Origin of the sequence: Dickeya sp. ws52 (assembly GCF_007210685.1) — a bacterium.
Taxonomy (GTDB): Bacteria; Pseudomonadota; Gammaproteobacteria; order Enterobacterales; family Enterobacteriaceae; genus Dickeya; species Dickeya chrysanthemi.
On sequence record NZ_SZVX01000003.1, the window covers coordinates 30,309 to 48,219 of the forward strand.

A 17,911-nucleotide genomic window follows, 5' to 3' on the forward strand; every position below is an offset into this window, starting at 1 on the left:
TCAGACTCCCATTGAATACAACTGGCCCGCGCGGGCAAACCCCAGTTTTTGATACAGCGCGCCGGTGCGGTCTTCATTAACACCGGTTGTTATGCCCATCCTGATTTCTGTCGCCCCGGTGTCTTTTGCCCACTGGATGAAAGCCTTCACAAGCCGGCAACCGGCGCTGCCGCCGCGGTGTTCTTTACTGATGAAAACCCCGTACTCGAACGCCAGCCGATCGTGTGAAAACCACTGTTCAGCGATGCCTCCCCCCATCCAGCCGACAATCACCCCGCCGTGCTCGGCCACCAGCACCACACCAAACGGCACATCAATCAGTTGTTCGGCCAGCGCCGTGCATTTCTCTTCATCGAACGAAAAAACCCGGTACCTGGATTCGTGATGCATCTGCAGCCCCAGCGCAACTAACGCCGGGATATCGTCTTTTGTTGCAGGTCTAATCATGGTTAACCCCCGTTACTGGTGAATGTGGTCATAACTGCCAGCAGGTGGAACGGTAGCGGCTGTGTCTGCTGAATAAGAAGAGTATCCTCGCCTTTATCCCAACCGAGTTTTCCCCAGTAGTGATCGCCGGTGAACAGCGGCGCAGGCTGATTGAGAACATGGGGGCCGAACTGCCGGAATGGGATTACATAGCCGTTGCAGGTGGCGCCCGTTGTGTTGAGAAATCGCAGGGTGACTTCGCTGGTGCGTTTGCGGGCATTCTGAACCGTGCCTTCGCTGGTTGATGCCTCCGGCGTCAGCGTCTCTATCGTGGTGTCGTAGTGCAGCCCGATTTCCACCGCCTTAGCGGTGCGGTTCAGCGTGATTGCCCCATCACTGACAATCTGTGTCGGCATGACGCTACCATCAGCGACCACATCAACGGTTTTCCCTTCCAGATGCGTCAGCCCACCCCAGGTCTTTGTGCCCCCGCTACTGGCACCAACTACAGCGGAATCTGTGTTTAAGCTGTTGCTCAGCACTTCCACATAGCGAACGGTAGCGCCGTTTATGGTGCGGCGAGCCAACACGTAAACCCCATCATCGGAATCAGACGGAACAGCGGCGACGGATTCAAAATGCCCGTCAGTGATTTGACGCGACCAGGCGACTACATCCTGCGCCCTGTCGAGCACCATCGACACCATCACACCATCAGCACGGACCAGCCATGCTACCGAGTCGGGCTGTTGCTGGTAGGCCATTTCCACAATGCCGGATTCCGTGATGTGCTCAGACAGTACAGAGAGGTCATTGGCCGAGTAGGCAACATAGCTGTCGGGGTCATACGCCACCGCAAACAGCTTGCGGCCGGCGCGCTGGATAAACAGGATTTCGGTGCCCACCCGAACCGGGCGGATGTTGTTGCAGCCGTAGGGGCTGGGATTTTTTACGGATATATTGGTCGGCGTGATAGCCGAGTCGGTACCGCCGGTTAACGTGAATTCGCCGCCATACGTCAGCGCGATCAACGTGTTCATTTGCGCCAGGTGAACAATCGGGTTCAGTTGGTCGGATGAAACGGTGAACGACATGGCGTCATCGTCATCGCTGCCCAGTTCAAACGACAGGTAAGACCCGGTTTCGCTAAACCAGACCGTTTGCGGATACGACGGCGAACCGGCCAGCACCAGCCGCTGCTGATAAAATGTCACCGCACCTGGGTAGCCAAGTTCCGCCGACCAGACGCTATCTTCGCGTGTCCACGCGCCCGGCGAGGCGGATTGTGTCGCGGACAGGTCAGCACGAATAACACCGGTGGCCACCTGCGCATTGGTTACCGATTGGATTAGCACCAGGCCGCTATTGATACGCACATACGAACCGACATCAGCAGCCACCCAGCCACTGCCGGTAAAGGACGTGGCGCTTTCAGTATCGTATAGCGTGAGCGTTATCGACGCGCCGACATACTCTTTCACTGACGGCTTACACCACTTTTCCGGTGTATCGCGGATTTCGTCAAACGGCATGACAACAAACGGTGCCGCCGCCAGTGTCCAGTTTGTTTGCCCTTGCCGCTGCAGGCGCTGGGGCGGTACGCTCTGGTGAACCAGAAACATGGTGTCGGCACTTTGCACGAAGTTAACCGCCGACAACATGCTTTCGGTGAACGGGCTGGTGATCTCATACGGCGTGCCGTCGCTATTAACAACCTGCGCCCCGTTCTGGAAAAAGCGCATGTAACCATCGCCCAGCTCCAGCATGTACGCCTGCGACCGGTTGAACACAAACGGGATCAGGCGGGCCTTTTTGTCGGCGTGCTTTGCGGCGGCCACATAGCGAGTACCGGGGCGGCGAGCAACACCGCCGTGGACAACACACACCGCGTTCTCTACACGCTTCGCGCCGTTGGCGTAGCGCGCGATATCGACGCGCCCCATCAACCGCGGGGAAACCTCTCCGGCGGTAAAGTTGGTTTTAATCAGATTGGCGCGCATATTTAAAACCTCGATTCCAGTGTCGGGTAACCGCCCAGCTCTTCCGGCGGGTCTTCCTGCCCGTCAACCGCCTTGGCCTGGCGTAGCGCGTACGCCGCCTCTTGCGTCAGGCTGTCGCGCAGACTGGCCGAACCGGTTACCGCGTAGGCAATTTTGGCGGCCATCATCATTTCGGCCAGCGCCACCAACGCCGGATCCCAGGTCGATTCATCCTTGTTGAGAAAGATGTAGCGCAGTTGGATAACGTCGATGTCCGCCAGTATTTTCCGGCCCTCAATCCGATACCGGATATTGTCATCCTCATCCCCCACAGACAGGATGCGCAGGAGGTCACCCGGCAGTGGGAAGAGGTATGCGAATCCGAAAACCGGCGCGCTGGCGGACGGGGACAACACCACGCGTTTAATCGCGCAATTCCAGGGATGCTTTCTCAACAGGTCATCCCGAACAGAGGGGTAAATGTTCGAGCACAGGCGCGCGTGTTCAGACCCTTCGTTCAGGCTGTTGATGGGGTGGGCGCCGAGCGCCAGCAGTGCGTTTGAACAGATAGAGACACTGGAAGCCATAGCGGTATACCTTCAAGCAAAAAAGCCGGGGGTTACCCCCGGCAATACCAGCACGGCATTAAGCGACGAAATCGATCGCAACGACTTTCTTCTCGTTGGCGCGGCCTGCACCGTAAGACGCATCCACGGAAATCTGGATGGTGTTGTTTTTATCCCGACGCGGGCCGATGTCGACGTTGTATTCAGCGCCGGTGCCGAAATGCACACCGGATTTAGCCCAGGCGACAGCGGTTTTAGTTGTTACGCCTGCATTAGTCGCTGAATCCAGCGCCTCGTAGGCCAGCCACTTGAACCCCAGCCAGTTGGTATCCACCGCCCCCTGCTGCAACATCTTGACCGCCATGAAATCGGCACTGGTCAACGTGGTATCGCTGAGGATCTGCGTCAGCATGTCGGAGTTGTAGACGATATACAGCTCTTCGCCGTTCTGCTCGTCACACTCGTTTTTGCGAAACAGCGCCTTGGTGGCAATCAGTTTGGCCTTGGTCAATGCCGTACCGCCGGCGACGATTTTCTGAGAAGCCGGCAGCGCGACGTTGGTGTACGCCCCGTTGTTTTCGGTTTTGCGCGGTACGGCATCCAGCAACGCGCGGTAGATTACCGTGTCCTTGCGACGGTTGGCGGCGGACATTGTCAGCTGGAGATACGGCCCTTGCGGGTCGGCAATCAGCTTGCGTAGGTCGCGCTTTTCGACAGGCACGAAAACGCCGTAATCGGCCATCAGCGCGTTACGGGTACCCGCTTCCGGCACATCCCAAACAGTGTCACCAAAGCGCGTAGTGATCGCGTTCATTTCGATGGTGCCCATGTCGTTAATGGTGAACGACGCACCGGTGATACTCCCGCGATCGTGTACCGCTGCCTGCAGGCGGGAATCTTTCTGCTGTGACGCAATTTCGAACGAATCGTGAAACTGCTGCACAAAGGCGGCGGTGATCATGTTTTTGTTGGCATCGAAAGCCATGATGTTCACTCCAATTCTGTTTTCGCCTTGCGGGGTGTCGGTTTCCCGGCCCGATATACACCGGCTGCTTGGCGCTTACAGACGGCGGGGGATCAGGTATCCGGCTACCATGCCGGGCTGGTGGAATGATTTTGCTGGGGATGTGCGTTCGGTTTCCCGACCAAATGATGAGAAGATGATTGATTGGCTACCAGAGGGCAAAACCAGAATTAGTGCCTATTCCATTTTTGGATCAATCAAGTAGGCAATGATGCGGCTTAAACGGCAATTAGGCCTAATTCTCTATCTCTGAAAATCCATTTTTTCAAATTGCAAACTCACCAAATTTGAGTAAGATTACCCATAAGGTGATTCAACCTTTTGTTGAATCACCTTATGGAGTAAATCCCGATATGAAGCTGTGCTACATCATGAGGCCATCATGCCACAACAATTACTGAATCCAGCAAAAGTTACTGAGGTTTTCGCTCACCTGAACGAAACCCCAGATAACCGCGCCTTGTATTTGGTACTTGCGAGCGGCAACGAGGTCACTGCTGATGTAAGAGCCATTTCGCTGGCGCCGGGGTATCGAATCGTGCGGGTAGATAACCGCAAAAAGGGTGAGATTCCTCAGGACCACTTCGAACTGGCTCTGGTCAATGACCTGACAGAAGAGGTTGTCTACTACAACCGAGTTATCATTCAGCCTGATAGCTTCCTGAACTGCCGCCCGGTGACTCAGATTCTGGTGTGGAGAACCCAGAAGCCTAAACACCGTGCAGTGCTTCACGACTTCGCTGGTATCATTTTCATGAATTATCTGCTGGAGCGATACGACATCATTGTTTCAGACAGAAACCAGACGCATGAAGGCATGTCGTTCTGGCAAGCAAGGATGTACGATGCACTTGCTCTCGGCTTGCACCTGTACGCATACGACATGATTACGTGCGAACTCCGTGAAATGAAAAACGAGTCAGATCTTGAAAAAGGTGAAACGTGGCTATGGGGTGACAAGGATCACTTCCAGAACAGATTAGCTATTATTTCTAAGCATGAGCTACCTATCTAAAAATAAGCCCACAGTGTGGGCTTTTTGTTGTGACATGTCACGGCGCTATCTGTTCTGGCAATCCCTCTGACCTGAAAAGCAGTTTGCACACATTCGCTCTTCAGTGCATTGCTCGCTCCGCTTCTGTTTCAGCAAGTACCCCTCCAGCAACCAAATCTTGTTGATCGCATTCTCACGCGCAATCTTGCGGCCGATCTCAGCATCGAAATTCTCCGGGCTGGCGCATGCGCTTTCGCCCGTAACGGTGAACCCGTTGCGAAGTACCAGGACGCAGAAGGTCAGGCACCGCAACCCATCATCATCGGAATGCACCACGCCGCCAGCGGCTGTCACTCCGCTCGCTGCCGTGAAATAATGCTCGCTGACGATCACGCTGTTGATGTGTTCAGGCGTTATACGCGGAGCTGTTTTGCCCTTAGCCTGAATTTCCCGCTCGATATCTTTACCGCTCATGATTTTCACCTTTCTGGTTACGCCACCGGCGAGTTGCCGTAAGCTTTCTGGTAGAACGCCGCTACGCGAGCGGACACTTTTTCATGGTCGGCGTGCTTCGGATTCATGTACGCTTCCGATTTCATCAGGTCACGGATGGTCTGTTGCTCTTCGAGGTTCACTTCGCCACCCGCGGGGCCGTCTTCCTGCATTTCAGCACCGACCTTCGCCAACATGCGGATGACCAACGGGTTATTGCCTATCTCATCAATACGTCCCTTGTCGCCGTCCTCGGCCAGCGAGTTGAAGGCACGGAACGCCAGACCAATGTTCTTGTTGAATTCTGCATCCGTTTTCCACACCTCACGCAGTGCAGTGCTGGCGGCTTCTTGATCCAACTGCGTGGCGCCACCCACCAGCGCCGGGGCGTGTTGCGCGTACTCACCCAGGACAAAACTCAACTGGTCGTTGGTCAGCCCCTTCGCGTGCGCGGACTTCAAAAAGCCCTGCATCTTCGGGTCAGCCTTGAACTCGTCCCAGTTGAAGCCTTCGGCCTCTACCTTCGGGGCATATTCATCAGCCGTTTTAGGCGGCGCGTCCCCGCTGCCGAAGCGTTTTTCAAGGTGCGAATATGCATCCGCCAGTTTGCGGGCAGAGCCTTCAAGATTGAGTGCGCCATCGTCGCCCACAACGCGGTATTTCTCCGGTAACCAATCCGTCGCGCCTTGCTGCTGGCCGGCGCCGCCGGTACCGAGCAAAGAACCTGCGCTAGCACCTTCACCACCCGGATTGTCACCGCTACCATTGCCCCCATCACCGCCCCCTGCGCCTTCGCCAGCCTGATTCATGAACGGGAATTTAAGCTTCCACATCGTCGTTTACTCCATCTGCTTCGTTTAACCTGCGTAAAATGAAATCGAGCACGTCACGCTGCCCGGCGTTGAAACACGTCTGGCGGTCGCCTTCCGGGCCGCCTTTCACGTATACCGCACCGCCAAAGCGCCGCGTCAACTCTTCAAGAACCTGCTGCCCCCCGGGCGTTTCCTCGAAAATCCGCCTGTAATCTTCCGGGCGTACCGGTTTGCTTATCACTGTGCGCCTCCTGCCATTCGCTGGACGATTGCCGCGCCTGCCTCTTTACCCGCTGATGTGGCCGCCTCCTGTCCTGCCTGCGCCAGCATCTGCTGTTGCATGGCCTGCTGCTGCGCCTGCTGGCGCTGCTGGCGCAATCTGGATACATCGGTATCGCTGCGGATGACCTTGGCCGGGACGCCCAGCGCCTCGGACACCACTCGCACCGCCGAATCGGTATCCACCAAATCCGTTACCTCGGGGCTGATCTGCGCCAGTTGTGCCAGGTTGGCGCCAAGGCGCTCAATTGCCGTGACGTCCTCCAGCTTCTGCGCGCGCGCCAGCGGGGAGATATACCGGATGTTGAAATTGGCCGCGTTCATGCCTTCGGGCGCAGCCGGAAAGATGCCGGCGCGGAAGGCGATACCAAAGCAGCGCTGTACCAGAATCTGCAGGTATTCAGCCTGGAATCGGCCGTATACCGGCCCCAGCAACTGGCGGATCAGTGCGACCCGTACATGTACCTCGGTCGCGGTCATCGCCGGGCCGTCCTGCGGCTGCAACTGGTCGGCCATCAGAATCTTGCGGATTTGCGCCCGTAGTTTTTCTTCGGACGTAAACGCGACATTGAAATCGGCACCGGTTAACAGCGGCTTCATGCTGTTCACACTGTTCGCCACGATAATCCGCCGCGGGCCTACCTTGACCGTTCGAGGGTTTAATACGCCGTCGTCTTCTGCAATCCACATGCCGGAGATAGCCAGGTCCTGCGCGGCCTTCTCCATGCGCTTGATCTCGTTCAGTTCCTTGCAATCGGGCAATGCGTCATACACCGGGCCGATGCCGTAGGACCCGCCGGGGATCTTCATCCAGCGCGGAACGGCAACAGGGAATTCGTGATACCCGGACTCGCGGGCCACGGTCTTTCCTTGCACCTCGATGTGATATGACGCAAAGCGCATGTTCTTTGCTAGCCGGGCCGTAACGACATAGGTATCGCGGGGGAAAATGGCGTGAATGAAATCAAATTTCGCATCCGGCTTGGTCTTCGCTTCGTTGCGAATTTTTTCGCTCACGCCATCCTTGCCGAACTCCCTGATCGCCTGCTCGGCCGTCAGTTGGTAACAGCGATAAACCGTATCGACAATGCCATCTCGGCGTGACGATGAAACGTAGGTCTGGGCCAGCGGCCACTGCTGGAACGTGTAGCCGCCCTGCTCCTTGTCCTCGTCGATGTACAGCGCAAACCAACCGGCGCAAACCACATCAAGGCACGATTCATAGGCTTCCGCGTCAAAATTGGCCGCGTGAATGTTTTCCCACACCAGCGTCGCGCAGACGGATAACCAGGCTTTCTGGTCGTCCGTCAGGCTCTCGCTGTTCAGGTCCATCCATTGCGCGTTAGCCGGCGTCATGCCGGACATCAGCGCAGACGCCAGAATGCGGGCGCTATCCGTCGCGGTCCCGTCCAGCAAGCGGGCCACTCTGGATTTAGCGCTCTGCGCGTCCAGCACTTCCGATGACAGCCCGGCGCCACGCAGTGGATAGGTATGGTCGTAGCACTCGCGCCACACCGATTCACTCGGCTGGCGCAGCGCCTTCAATGAATCCACACGCTTGATTATCTTGCTGGCCGTCTCGTTCACATCACGCCCCTAAGTTGGTTTTGCCGCTGGCGCCACTGGACAGCAACGACGTACCTGTATCCGCTGCGCCCGTTGCTCCTGTGGCGAGCAATGACGACCCCTGCTTGCGTTTACGCCGTGCGGCAGAGTCAGCATTAGCCGACTTTGCGGCAGCGTCGGCCGCTGCTGCTGCTTCGGCTTCCGGGTTGGATTGCACAACGTTGGGTGATCCACCTCCACACATACAAGCCTCCTGTTAACCGGGTACGTGCCAGCCGTGTTCAGTCAGCACCGGGGCTTTATGCGGCGTGCGCTGTCCGTCTTCGGTGATAACTGGCTTGGTGGCAGCAGGTTGCGTGGTGGCCTGTTTTACCAGGCCGATGAATTGCAAATTGCTGGTCAGAGGCTGATCAGCCATGTCGGTGAAGCCCAGCGTTTCAAACTGGGTGATGATTTCGAGCGCGCTGGCAGGAAGATGTGAAAGTGCTTCATTACGGGCCGTAATCACTGACGTGGTATCCGCGCCGGCGGCACTCCCGTTGACGCTTTCCAGCGCTACACCAGAATCGTCGGCCCCTTCCAGGGCGGTAATGACGGCGTCGCCTGCTGGCGGCACCGGCGTGCCAGTCGCGTCGCTAAGCGAGCTGGTTTCTGTGGTGGTATCCGCGCCGGCGGCACTCCCCGGCACTTCGACTTTTCTCGGTCGGCCCATCTTGGTTACTCCCGTTGATGATGAGCCGTTATTGTGGGTGGGTTGCTCGTTCGGATTCCTGAACAAATAAATCCGTTTAATCAGGTAAGCCGCAATACTGACGAAGCAAATCCGCCTCGCTGATGTGAACCTCAACAGGAAAACTTAACGCCCCTGAGTGGGCCATGTACATTGACCGATGACGCCCGTTAACAAAAGTGACCACCCCATCAGTGATAGGCTTAGCCAACCCCCAGAATCGCCGCCTTTGCCGTAAACTGAATGATACGCGTGGCATCTCCGGTATCCCAGAGGACGGATTTAGGAAAATTCGAATCCCCTCTTCCTTTCCCCCCTGCCACTTAGGCACGGGGGGCAAGATATAACCAGGCATGTCTCTGCTGTAGCACTCTAAAAATCTTATTGCATCGACTATAACCACAGTATAATTGACGTTATCAGGAAGACTCCGCTTGAGCTTGATTTCATTGTATCCAGGATGATCATCCCTAAGTTTAACTATCCAACTTTCTCGCATTACTTGCCTCATTCTTCGCTATGCCTATTAACCAAAATATCAAACGGTTCTCCCTCGAAAAATAAATTGCTGGCGGTAGACGATCATCGGCAGGCGCTCGCGTCCACGGCTCGTTATTCGGCACCAGAACGCAACCAGACTTTCACCATCGCCGTGCTTGGGTTCCGCTCCACTTTTCCAGCCGTGAACCGTCGATTTCGAAACACCGACTTCCCCGGCCAGTTCGTGCAACGACACACCGGCGCGAGTGATATCAGTAATCACCCGAAACCAGTCAACGCGAAAGGTAGCGACCAAAGGCAATCAGCACCCCCAAACGCGCGCGTGCGCGAGGGTAACGGGCGGGTGGTCCACAATTTCCGCCCGCCAAGAAAGAGCGAGACAGTTTTTCATTCTTTCCTGCCGCCGGGCGCTACAGCATTTTTCAGAATAATATTTGCCTTTCGTGCGCCGGATAAAATCTCTATTTCCACTTTTCACTGAATCCCCCGCAGCAAAAAGTTACAACGAAATGCCGGCGTTATTGCTGGCAACCTTGATGAAGCGACGAAGGATTTCTCGTGTTATCCATTGTTTTTCGGATAGCTGATAAATCCAACTAACAACCTGTTCAGGAGTTTTGCAAGATGCGAGAGCTATCTCATACTCACCATCAAGATGATCTCCTGGTATCTGGATAATTATGTGTGTGTTATCAACACTGACTATTTCCGATAATTCTTGTTCGCTTCGGATATATTCATCAACATCTAATTTTTTAAGTATCATTTTCTTTTCCTTCGGATTGATATTCAGGTGTTGCGGGGGATTTGATTTATACCATTACTTTCACGCTCTGGTTACATTGCTTGACTCCCACTCCAGATCGATTTCACTCTGTGGTTTCCCGACCAGATAGTTAAACGCCGCCTTGCTTCCTTCAAGAAATTGATGTGAACGCTTATCGAATGTGGCCCCTACGTCACCTATCCATCCCTCGCCTTCCCGCTGTTTAAGCAACCGTATAAGCGCGGGGGGCGTATTAAGGGCCAGCTTCTCTTTGTCGCTTAACGACTCAAACCCCGACTTATCCGCTTTCCGCTGCGCCATCTCTCGCGGAATATTGCGCCAAACAGACATAACGTTATCTGGCATATCAGTGAGCGCCCCAGTACCCTTCACATCCATCTTGCCTGTTGGTGTGCTCTCGTCAGTTTTGCGAGCGTGGGTTACCAGAATAACGTGACAGTTATTCTCATTTTTGAAATCAAACAGGGTGTCGATGAAATGTTTCTGGCCTGAGTAATCCTCTTCATCCAGCCCACATTTAGCCAGGTTATCGATAACAAAAAGCTCAATACCGTAGCGGCGGCGGGCGTAAGCAAAAATCTCAAGGAGCCGATTGGCTTTTGCTGTCCCGGTCAATTTGAACACCCACAGCCGATCAGAAAACCACTCGTTCGTTTGAATTATTTCCACTCTTGGTGGTGAAGCGGTGCAAATTGTCTGTCGAGTCAGACGAGCCAGCATTTTCCCGGGCTTCAATTCCAGAGAAGCAATGCACGTTTTTACCCCCTGGCTCATGGCATCAACGGCGATATGGCCGACCAGTTCGGTTTTACCGTGCCCGTTAACCCCGTTAACCAACGTCAATTCCGATGAACGGAATTTAAAATTATGGTTTAGCGAATCCCACGGGCTGGTGAACAACCCAACATCACGATGCTCGAAGGCGTCGATGGTTTCCTGCAGCAGATCGCCAGCGGAGCAAAGCTCGTCCGGATCGAAATATTTCGCTCTCTCCAGAACGCCAATGACCTCATCCGAAGTCATCCCAGACTGCAAACATTCATTGATATCTTTGTGCGGCAGTTCCACCAGACGGCAACGATGCTCACCCAGGCGACGAGCAATCTCTTTAGCCGCCTCCAGCCCTACATCGTCGTTATCCAGACTGAGCCAGATTTCATCAAACCGGTCGAGATTGTGATATTCGTATTCGATCCACTGCTGTTTAGCACCCTTGCCGCCGCCGAACGGGACAGAAAGCGCCGGAAGCCCGTATTGGTAATAGGTCATGCAATCTATCTCCCCTTCACAGAGAACAACGATACGCATGTTGTGGGGCATAACCTGCCAACCAAACAGGCACGGCTCACAGTCAGCTTCTGCCATGATTACCTTTTTTCCATTTGGCCGTTCGGTACTGATCCGCTTGATTTGTAGCAATTCGTCATTACGCAGGTATGGGAACGCAATGGCGGGTAATTCCCGTTTTTCGTCGGCGAACCATACCACCGCATCACTGATTCGAAATTTATCTGCCGTCTCCCTCGTAATGCCCCGCGACGCCAGATAGCCGTAACACTGAGATGCTTTCTTGACCCCCTGTTTTTTCGGGCGAGAAAAGGTTTTTTTCTTCGCCTCAAAATGGCGATCATCATCTTTTAATCCGAGAAATTCTTTTGCCTCGCGCATAGCATCATGAAGTTGGCAGTTACGCACCAATACCCACAAATCCAGCAGATCACCGCCGTCGCCACTGGCAAAGTCCGCCCATTTCCGATCGCCAGCAAGATTTACTTTCAGGCTTTGGCCAGCTTCACCGCCAACACTACCCACGCACCATTCGTTACCCGATTTTTTGCCATTCGGAAGCAGGTATTTCACGACCCGGTCAACGCTATCCCATAATTTTTCTGACAGTTCAGCAGGCGTCATCAGCGAACACTCCCAGCCATAGCGCTACGCATAGCATCGTAATCGATAAACACCTCTGCCGATTCTGGATCGTTGTACACGAACGGTTTAATCCCACCTGCTGGCGCGTCACCCTGCCCTTGTGTGGATGGTTTTTCGTCGTTCCAACGCTCGCCGTTCAAGTACGACGTCGGTAGCAACCTGTCGAACCCAAATACAAACGCCTGCAGCCTCAAACGAATATCGCTCGCCAGCATCTGTGCGAACTCTTCCGGTGTGCCATGGGTAGTTTTTTTCCACTCGCGATATTTCGTGCGGAATGCAGCCTTAGCCTTGGTTTTGGCGTCCTTGCGAAGTCCAGCCCCCCAGAAAATTTCTTCAAAAGCCGTTTCAACTGTATCGGGATTACCACCAGCACCAGCAAATTCTGAATCCTGATTGCCGTCAACGGATGCCGATCCGTTTTTTTTCTGTGCAGGCGGTCTATCGGGTTCGGATTCAGCTGTCCGATTCGAATCGGACAAAGTGTTTAATTCCTTCCTTTCCTTTTCCCTTCCTTCCTTTCCTTCCCCTTGGTTCGCGTCATCTACGCGATATTCACGCGTGAGTTTCGCGTCAGAACCCGCGCCAATTGCGGGATTGATGATTTCACCGTCAGAAAGGCTCGGAAGTTCAGTTTTTGACTCCTTATTGTTAATGACCTGATGGTTTTTGAACGAAGGAATCACGCCATATTCATCCGTGCCGCACCTGTATTTCACGAGAAAACCACGCGTATTTAACGCGTGAAGTACGCGTGACATATCGACATCATCATAAGGAAGCACTGCAGCCTTAAGGCGTAACGGGCGCCATTTGAACCGGCCTTCACGATCGCACTGAGTCCACAGTCCAATGAAAGCCAACCGAACCGGTAATCCAGTCTCCCGTTCCAGTTCAAATAGTTCGTCATGCAAGAAGAACTCAGGCTTAATAGTTCGGATGCGCGCCATATGCCGTTACTCCCCAGCGATTGAGTTAAAATTGACTCGAATATCATTAGGTATTCCATCCAGTTCACCAGGGTAAATATCTGGACGGAGTTGGTGAGGGGTGACACGCCAACCAATAGCGCGAGCAAGCTGGATGACTCGGCCATCAGGAACCTTTCCGTTAAGCCACAAACTAACCGTCTGCTGTCTGCAGTTTAGGATTCTGGCTATCTCACTTTGACTGGCGATGGACATTACGAGCCGCTTGATATCAACAGACATAATCAAATCCATTGTAGATACAATAAATCTACAATAATCTATTGTATTTATGTTTTCAATGGATGGGATACAATAAAAGTCATGAAAAATTCGCAGCTAAGTACTTTCTCCTCTCGCCTTAATAGCGCACTCAGAGATCTTGGGATCAGTCAGTCCGAGCTGGCTCGACGTATGGGTATCACACCTCAAGCTGTTCAGCGCTGGTGTAACGGCATAAGTTCTCCAAGACAGGGCATGATGGAGAAGCTTTCATCAGTAACAGGAAAACCAGAGCACTGGTTTCTTATGCCACTTGAAAATGGTAGTGAAAGCCCTGCGCACCAAGAAAGCAGAGCAACCTCTTCGGTAACGGATGACCAAAAAACCGTTGCACTTACAGATGAAGAAAGACAGTTAATTCATATATATAGGGATTTGCCAGGCTCAGAAAGAAAACGGATGTTAGAACTTTTTCAATTGCGGCTAAATGAAATCAATGACTTTATCGAAAGACATCTAAAAAAATAAAACAATAACAATCAATAATTTAAAATCCAGATCTCAAGATCTGGATTTTTTTGTAACTTTATTATTGAAATATACAATTTATGATTGTAGATTTACATCATCTGTTACACAGCAAGGTAAGAAAGGATGATCAATGAACACCGTTAAGGAATGAGGAATACCCCCAAGTGAAACAGCTTGGCTTGCTTCTGCCTATTGCTGCATCCTTGCTGAATGAAAAATAGGCAATCAAGAATTCGGGAGTTTAATCGCCGTCGTGAAGGATATCAATTTAGGAACTCAAAAATCACTTGCGTTAATGATTGGATAAGAGGCGTGACACATGCCACCTAAAGTGAAGCACTTAAAAGAGTGGAGTCAATTTATGGCGCAACTTATAGGATTAACAATATGAATCCAGAAAAGAAAAAACACGATAATATTGGTGAAAAAGTAATTATCGACAACATCGGTATAAACAAAGCATTTCAGGTAATTGATCGGCCAGTATTTATTGTCTCACGTCACGGTCGGTCACGCCGATTTCTTAGCCGAAGCGCTGCGATAAATAACCTGGCTCACTTCATGGTAACAGGTGTATTTGACAAGGCCCATATTCCGACACACGAACCTATTCAACGGGTATACGTTGAAGGGGTTTTAGCTGAACGCCGCGGACCTCTTACCGAGCGATACTGGTTAGCCCACTCACGCTGCGAACGCCGGATTCGCCGCTTGCTATCTCGTAAAATACTGCAACAAAAGGCCGAAGAACGCTGGCTGAAAAAATTTGACGCCTGGGGTGAGCAACACGGAAAGCTATTAGCTCAGAAAAAAGAATCAGAAAAAGAATATTATGCATTAATGAAAACCAGACCGTATTAATTAACACAGCCAAATAATCAAATTTAATTACGGCGCCAGCGCCGGGGGTTCCCTTTACCCTAAAAATGGAGAGCGTTATGGACAATAGTATTCCATCGAGCCAGATAAAAAAAGAACGTGAGCGCGTAGCCCGGTTATATATCAGTTTTTGCAAGATTCACTATGGTAGCAACGTGGCAATTATTAAGCTCGAAAGTGGTGGTAAGACCACCGTTGAAGTTTCAGAAGAAAATATTAAAGCCTGCATGGTGAAATATATCGAAACCGCTGGCATTTCTGAATTTGGAATTGACGGCGCTTGTAACAGGGTAAAAACGCTGTACGCAAACATGCAAAACAAAGACAGCAGCAAATTATCGCCGCTGGGTATTGAGGTGATGAGCGAAATGGTTTTGGCCGCAGTCACCGATGCCATCGAAAATAACGGTACCAACGTGATGGAGGTGAATTCCTATGCACATGCAGCTTCTTGATGCGAAGTGCCGAGTAGAGTCGGCAAAAGCCGTTCTCGGTGTATGGCTTGAAACTCTGGGTAGGCAAAGTCAAGAGGAAGCAAACATGGTTGGCGCAATTATGTTTTTGCTTGACGGAGTTCCGGAAGCAATAGACGCGGCCGAGAACGAACAGATCACCACTAACCGCAAAAACTGAGGCTCGAGTATGAACATTCATCATGGCAATGTGAATAATCACTTCGCAGACATAACCAAAGAAGAACTAAATACCATCATCAGCAATGCATCTATTAGCGCCAAGCTAAGCGTATCACCCAACTTTACCGGGCGCGTGCTGGTGTATGTGGAGAATGGCAGAGTCACCAGCGATGCCCCTCTACTTGATGATGAGCATGTGGGTAGGATGGGGGTTTTTCTGGAACTGGCACGGCGGGCTGGATATACCGTTCTAGCACCAGCACAAGAGAGCGATGTTAATCATGCAGCATAATCGCTCAAGATTATTTCTGATGAGGTCTTGCATCGCCGGCAGATCGCCGACGCTAATACGCGCACACAAGGCAACAGCACGGGGATCGACACGATGAAAGCGCCAAACATTGCTGGCACTGGCACACCGGATGAGCGGCATCAGTTGGCGCTCGACTGGGTTTGCCATGCATTCCTGCTTCATCAGGTTGCCATGCACCGGCGAACTATATACCGACACGCTTACGGTGATATCGAACTCAGTCTGTCAGGACCCCAAGGGCTTGTTGACTCGCACCTAGAGGAGGCTGGTTATTCAGTGGAAAGGCGTTTCAACTGGTACATGCGTATGCTCAACAACAATGAAGAAATGCGGGATTCTGATGGGTTTCAAGCCTCTCTCGGCCGTGACCCTGCGCTGACTCGTGAGGGTATCCAATGGTTGGGTTGCCTGCTGGATCAATTCGGTGACATGGTGCAGGAGCTTGGCCCGGCAGCCTTCCGTAAGCTGGTGGGAGGTATTATTGATGATGAGTGATCGCCAGAGGATGGTCATTACAGTCATTCGCGCACCGGAATGGGTATGCACGCAAGCAGTGATGACATTAAGCCGGTACCGGAAACACCGGGTTTTCGCCTGCCGCATCCATAGAACGGGGCACCTCAGCCTGCGCGTTAACCGGCGCTGGCGGCTCCTGTCCCGCGACAATGGACGCAACTGGCAGCTGATGAGTCACGAAGCCTATAACGGGAAGAAGGATCGGAAGTGATGCCCAACAAAAAAGAGCTGGCGATGCTGGAAAAGGTGTTTGCCTGCGAGATCCGCGGCGCCAGCTTCCAGTCAAAATCAAAGCTGGCTGCAAAACTGGTAAGTGACGGTCTGCTGGAGCACCGAATGGAGAGCCAGCAATCATGGTTCGGGCTGATGACCTGGGAGCACTACGTGTTAACGCGTGCCGGTCGGATGGTTTGTAGCGAGAGCTGTAAAAAAGACGCGGGAGGTAGCAGTGTCTAATCCAGAAACCGACATCATTCCGGATGCCGATATCGAAAGGCTGACCGGGTATAAAATTCCGTCCAGGCAGTGCGAGGCATTGCGCGACGCCGGTATATTTTTTATAACCCGACGAGACGGGCGCCCCAGTACAACCTGGGCACATTTCAATAATCCGCTTAAGCATCGGGCAACGCCGCCCGCAACAAGCGAACCTGACTGGGGGGCGATGGAATAATGGCTCGTCCACGTAAAAATCCAGCAGATAACGATCTGCCACCCCGCGTGTCGCGCGGGCGATCCGCTTTCGAGTTTAAGCCGGCCGGCGGCGGCACTATTCGGTTGTGTGCTTTTGATGCGCCAATGTCAGAGATATGGGCAGCATACGAGCGCCTGCTAAAAGACAGCAAAGAACAACATGATTTTGCCTCACTGGTTGATCGGTTCTTTACATCAGCGGACTTCAACGCCCTGGGCAAGCGCACAAGGTCAGATTACCGCGGCTACGCCCGGAAAGTAGTGAAGCCGTTCGGGCGCATGTCGCCTTCCGATATCCAGCCCCAGCACATCCGGAAATACATGGACAAGCGCGGCCTGAAAAGCACCGTCCAGGCTAACCGTGAAAAAGCGTTTATGTCGAGGGTTTTCCGGTGGGCATACGAGCGGGGCATTGTGAAGATTAATCCCTGCCACGGAGTGCGTCAGTACACTGAAACACCCCGCGATCGCTACATTACCGACAAGGAATACAAAGCGATTTATGCGTCGGCTGATTTGCTGGTCAGGGTGGCGATGGAGATTTCTTATCTCTGCTGCGCGCGTCAGGGCGATGTGCTGGCCCTGCGCCGCGATCAGCTTTTGGATGAAGGGATTTATATCCGTCAGGGAAAGACTGGCGTAAAGCAGATTAAAGCCTGGTCACCACGCCTACGGGCGGCGGTGGCGATGTCGCACGAGCTTGGCACAGGGCCGGGAGTAGTCAGCACATTTATCCTTCACCAGTCGAGCGGCGGCAGATATACAGCAGCCGGGTTCGCCAACCACTGGCGGAAAGCAAAAGAAGAAGCCGTGAAAAATTATCCCGATCTGAATTTCGATTTCACATTCCACGATTTAAAAGCCAAAGGCATTAGCGATCTGGAAGGGACGCTTCAGGAGAAACAGCAGATTTCGGGACACAAGAACATCAGGCAAACGGCCACATATGACCGTAAAATCAAAGTCGTGCCCGCTGTCGATGGTCAGAATAAAGTGAATAAAAACCCAGGTTAGGATGAATAAAACATTCGGAATATTCAGCCATAAAATCAGCTAACCCTATGAT

25 protein-coding genes are annotated in these 17,911 nt (G+C 52.8%); 11 read left to right on the plus strand and 14 right to left on the minus strand.

Going from position 1 to position 17,911, the window contains the following annotated elements:
* The 4 genes from FDP13_RS03650 to FDP13_RS03665 are packed head-to-tail and all read right to left on the minus strand — an operon-like array spanning position 1 to position 3,956.
* A complete protein-coding gene (locus tag FDP13_RS03650) occupies positions 1-447 on the minus strand; it encodes a GNAT family N-acetyltransferase (protein ID WP_143838655.1) in 447 nt (148 codons plus the stop codon).
* A gap of 2 nt (positions 448-449) precedes the next feature.
* A complete protein-coding gene (locus FDP13_RS03655; protein ID WP_143838657.1) occupies positions 450-2,426 on the minus strand; it encodes a hypothetical protein in 1,977 nt (658 codons plus the stop codon).
* Between the two features lie 2 nt (positions 2,427-2,428).
* Positions 2,429-2,992, minus strand: coding sequence for a hypothetical protein (locus FDP13_RS03660; protein WP_143838659.1), 564 nt, complete (start codon positions 2,990-2,992; stop codon positions 2,429-2,431).
* Positions 2,993-3,050: 58 nt separating this feature from the next.
* On the minus strand, positions 3,051-3,956 hold the full coding sequence (locus tag FDP13_RS03665) for a phage capsid protein (RefSeq protein ID WP_143838661.1): 906 nt from the start codon (positions 3,954-3,956) through the stop codon (positions 3,051-3,053).
* A 421-nt stretch (positions 3,957-4,377) separates the two neighbouring features.
* Here FDP13_RS03665 and FDP13_RS03670 point away from each other — a divergent pair, with 421 nt between their 5' ends.
* Complete coding sequence (locus FDP13_RS03670) at positions 4,378-5,010, plus strand: hypothetical protein (RefSeq protein ID WP_143838663.1); 633 nt, start codon at positions 4,378-4,380, stop codon at positions 5,008-5,010.
* A gap of 45 nt (positions 5,011-5,055) precedes the next feature.
* Here the strand turns inward: FDP13_RS03670 and FDP13_RS03675 are convergent, their stop codons facing one another.
* Genes FDP13_RS03675 through FDP13_RS03700 form a run of 6 tightly spaced genes read right to left on the minus strand, consistent with a single transcriptional unit; the run spans position 5,056 to position 8,850 of the window.
* Complete coding sequence (locus FDP13_RS03675; protein ID WP_143838665.1) at positions 5,056-5,463, minus strand: Gp49 family protein; 408 nt, start codon at positions 5,461-5,463, stop codon at positions 5,056-5,058.
* Between the two features lie 17 nt (positions 5,464-5,480).
* Positions 5,481-6,314 carry a hypothetical protein gene (locus FDP13_RS03680; protein ID WP_143838667.1) on the minus strand — a complete coding sequence of 278 codons (834 nt, stop codon included), beginning with the start codon at positions 6,312-6,314 and terminating at the stop codon, positions 5,481-5,483.
* Complete coding sequence (locus tag FDP13_RS03685; protein ID WP_143838855.1) at positions 6,301-6,531, minus strand: hypothetical protein; 231 nt, start codon at positions 6,529-6,531, stop codon at positions 6,301-6,303. Before FDP13_RS03685 ends, FDP13_RS03680 begins: the two co-directional genes overlap by 14 nt.
* Positions 6,531-8,159 carry a portal protein gene (locus FDP13_RS03690; protein ID WP_143838669.1) on the minus strand — a complete coding sequence of 543 codons (1,629 nt, stop codon included), beginning with the start codon at positions 8,157-8,159 and terminating at the stop codon, positions 6,531-6,533. The genes FDP13_RS03685 and FDP13_RS03690 overlap by 1 nt, the downstream gene beginning before the upstream one ends.
* A gap of 1 nt (position 8,160) precedes the next feature.
* Positions 8,161-8,382: a hypothetical protein gene (locus FDP13_RS03695; RefSeq protein ID WP_143838671.1), complete on the minus strand. Its 222-nt coding sequence runs from the start codon at positions 8,380-8,382 to the stop codon at positions 8,161-8,163.
* Positions 8,383-8,394: 12 nt separating this feature from the next.
* Positions 8,395-8,850, minus strand: coding sequence for a hypothetical protein (locus tag FDP13_RS03700; RefSeq protein WP_143838673.1), 456 nt, complete (start codon positions 8,848-8,850; stop codon positions 8,395-8,397).
* A 478-nt stretch (positions 8,851-9,328) separates the two neighbouring features.
* Between FDP13_RS03700 and FDP13_RS21600 the strand changes: the two genes are divergently transcribed.
* Positions 9,329-9,850 (plus strand): hypothetical protein, encoded by a 522-nt coding sequence (locus tag FDP13_RS21600; RefSeq protein WP_199886295.1) that lies wholly within the window; start codon positions 9,329-9,331, stop codon positions 9,848-9,850.
* Between the two features lie 18 nt (positions 9,851-9,868).
* Here the strand turns inward: FDP13_RS21600 and FDP13_RS03710 are convergent, their stop codons facing one another.
* From FDP13_RS03710 to FDP13_RS03725, 4 genes are read right to left on the minus strand one after another with little or no spacing between them, the layout of a single operon-like run.
* A complete protein-coding gene (locus FDP13_RS03710) occupies positions 9,869-10,135 on the minus strand; it encodes a hypothetical protein (protein ID WP_143838677.1) in 267 nt (88 codons plus the stop codon).
* 60 nt (positions 10,136-10,195) lie between these two features.
* Positions 10,196-12,067: a toprim domain-containing protein gene (locus FDP13_RS03715; RefSeq protein ID WP_143838679.1), complete on the minus strand. Its 1,872-nt coding sequence runs from the start codon at positions 12,065-12,067 to the stop codon at positions 10,196-10,198.
* A complete protein-coding gene (locus tag FDP13_RS03720) occupies positions 12,067-13,038 on the minus strand; it encodes a hypothetical protein (protein ID WP_143838681.1) in 972 nt (323 codons plus the stop codon). Before FDP13_RS03720 ends, FDP13_RS03715 begins: the two co-directional genes overlap by 1 nt.
* 6 nt (positions 13,039-13,044) lie before the next feature.
* A complete protein-coding gene (locus FDP13_RS03725) occupies positions 13,045-13,311 on the minus strand; it encodes a transcriptional regulator (RefSeq protein ID WP_370512545.1) in 267 nt (88 codons plus the stop codon).
* A gap of 69 nt (positions 13,312-13,380) precedes the next feature.
* Between FDP13_RS03725 and FDP13_RS03730 the strand changes: the two genes are divergently transcribed.
* The 9 genes from FDP13_RS03730 to FDP13_RS03775 all read left to right on the plus strand — a co-directional run bounded on the left by FDP13_RS03730 (position 13,381) and on the right by FDP13_RS03775 (position 17,859).
* Positions 13,381-13,806, plus strand: a complete 426-nt coding sequence (locus FDP13_RS03730; protein WP_143838684.1) for a helix-turn-helix transcriptional regulator — start codon at positions 13,381-13,383, stop codon at positions 13,804-13,806.
* Positions 13,807-14,196: 390 nt separating this feature from the next.
* The gene (locus tag FDP13_RS03735) at positions 14,197-14,670 is read left to right on the plus strand and encodes a hypothetical protein (protein WP_143838686.1); all 474 of its coding nucleotides are present in this window, start codon (positions 14,197-14,199) and stop codon (positions 14,668-14,670) included.
* Between the two features lie 77 nt (positions 14,671-14,747).
* Positions 14,748-15,143: a hypothetical protein gene (locus FDP13_RS03740; RefSeq protein WP_143838687.1), complete on the plus strand. Its 396-nt coding sequence runs from the start codon at positions 14,748-14,750 to the stop codon at positions 15,141-15,143.
* On the plus strand, positions 15,124-15,321 hold the full coding sequence (locus tag FDP13_RS03745; protein ID WP_143838689.1) for a hypothetical protein: 198 nt from the start codon (positions 15,124-15,126) through the stop codon (positions 15,319-15,321). The genes FDP13_RS03740 and FDP13_RS03745 overlap by 20 nt, the downstream gene beginning before the upstream one ends.
* Positions 15,322-15,330: 9 nt before the next feature.
* Complete coding sequence (locus FDP13_RS03750) at positions 15,331-15,615, plus strand: hypothetical protein (RefSeq protein WP_370512546.1); 285 nt, start codon at positions 15,331-15,333, stop codon at positions 15,613-15,615.
* Positions 15,616-15,708: 93 nt separating this feature from the next.
* Entirely contained in the window at positions 15,709-16,131 is a 423-nt protein-coding gene (locus FDP13_RS03755) for a hypothetical protein (protein ID WP_143838691.1), read from the plus strand.
* Between the two features lie 231 nt (positions 16,132-16,362).
* Positions 16,363-16,608: a hypothetical protein gene (locus FDP13_RS03765; protein WP_143838694.1), complete on the plus strand. Its 246-nt coding sequence runs from the start codon at positions 16,363-16,365 to the stop codon at positions 16,606-16,608.
* Positions 16,601-16,825 (plus strand): DUF4224 domain-containing protein, encoded by a 225-nt coding sequence (locus tag FDP13_RS03770; RefSeq protein ID WP_071783841.1) that lies wholly within the window; start codon positions 16,601-16,603, stop codon positions 16,823-16,825. Before FDP13_RS03765 ends, FDP13_RS03770 begins: the two co-directional genes overlap by 8 nt.
* Positions 16,825-17,859 (plus strand): tyrosine-type recombinase/integrase, encoded by a 1,035-nt coding sequence (locus tag FDP13_RS03775; protein WP_143838696.1) that lies wholly within the window; start codon positions 16,825-16,827, stop codon positions 17,857-17,859. The genes FDP13_RS03770 and FDP13_RS03775 overlap by 1 nt, the downstream gene beginning before the upstream one ends.
* Positions 17,860-17,911 lie beyond the last annotated feature (52 nt).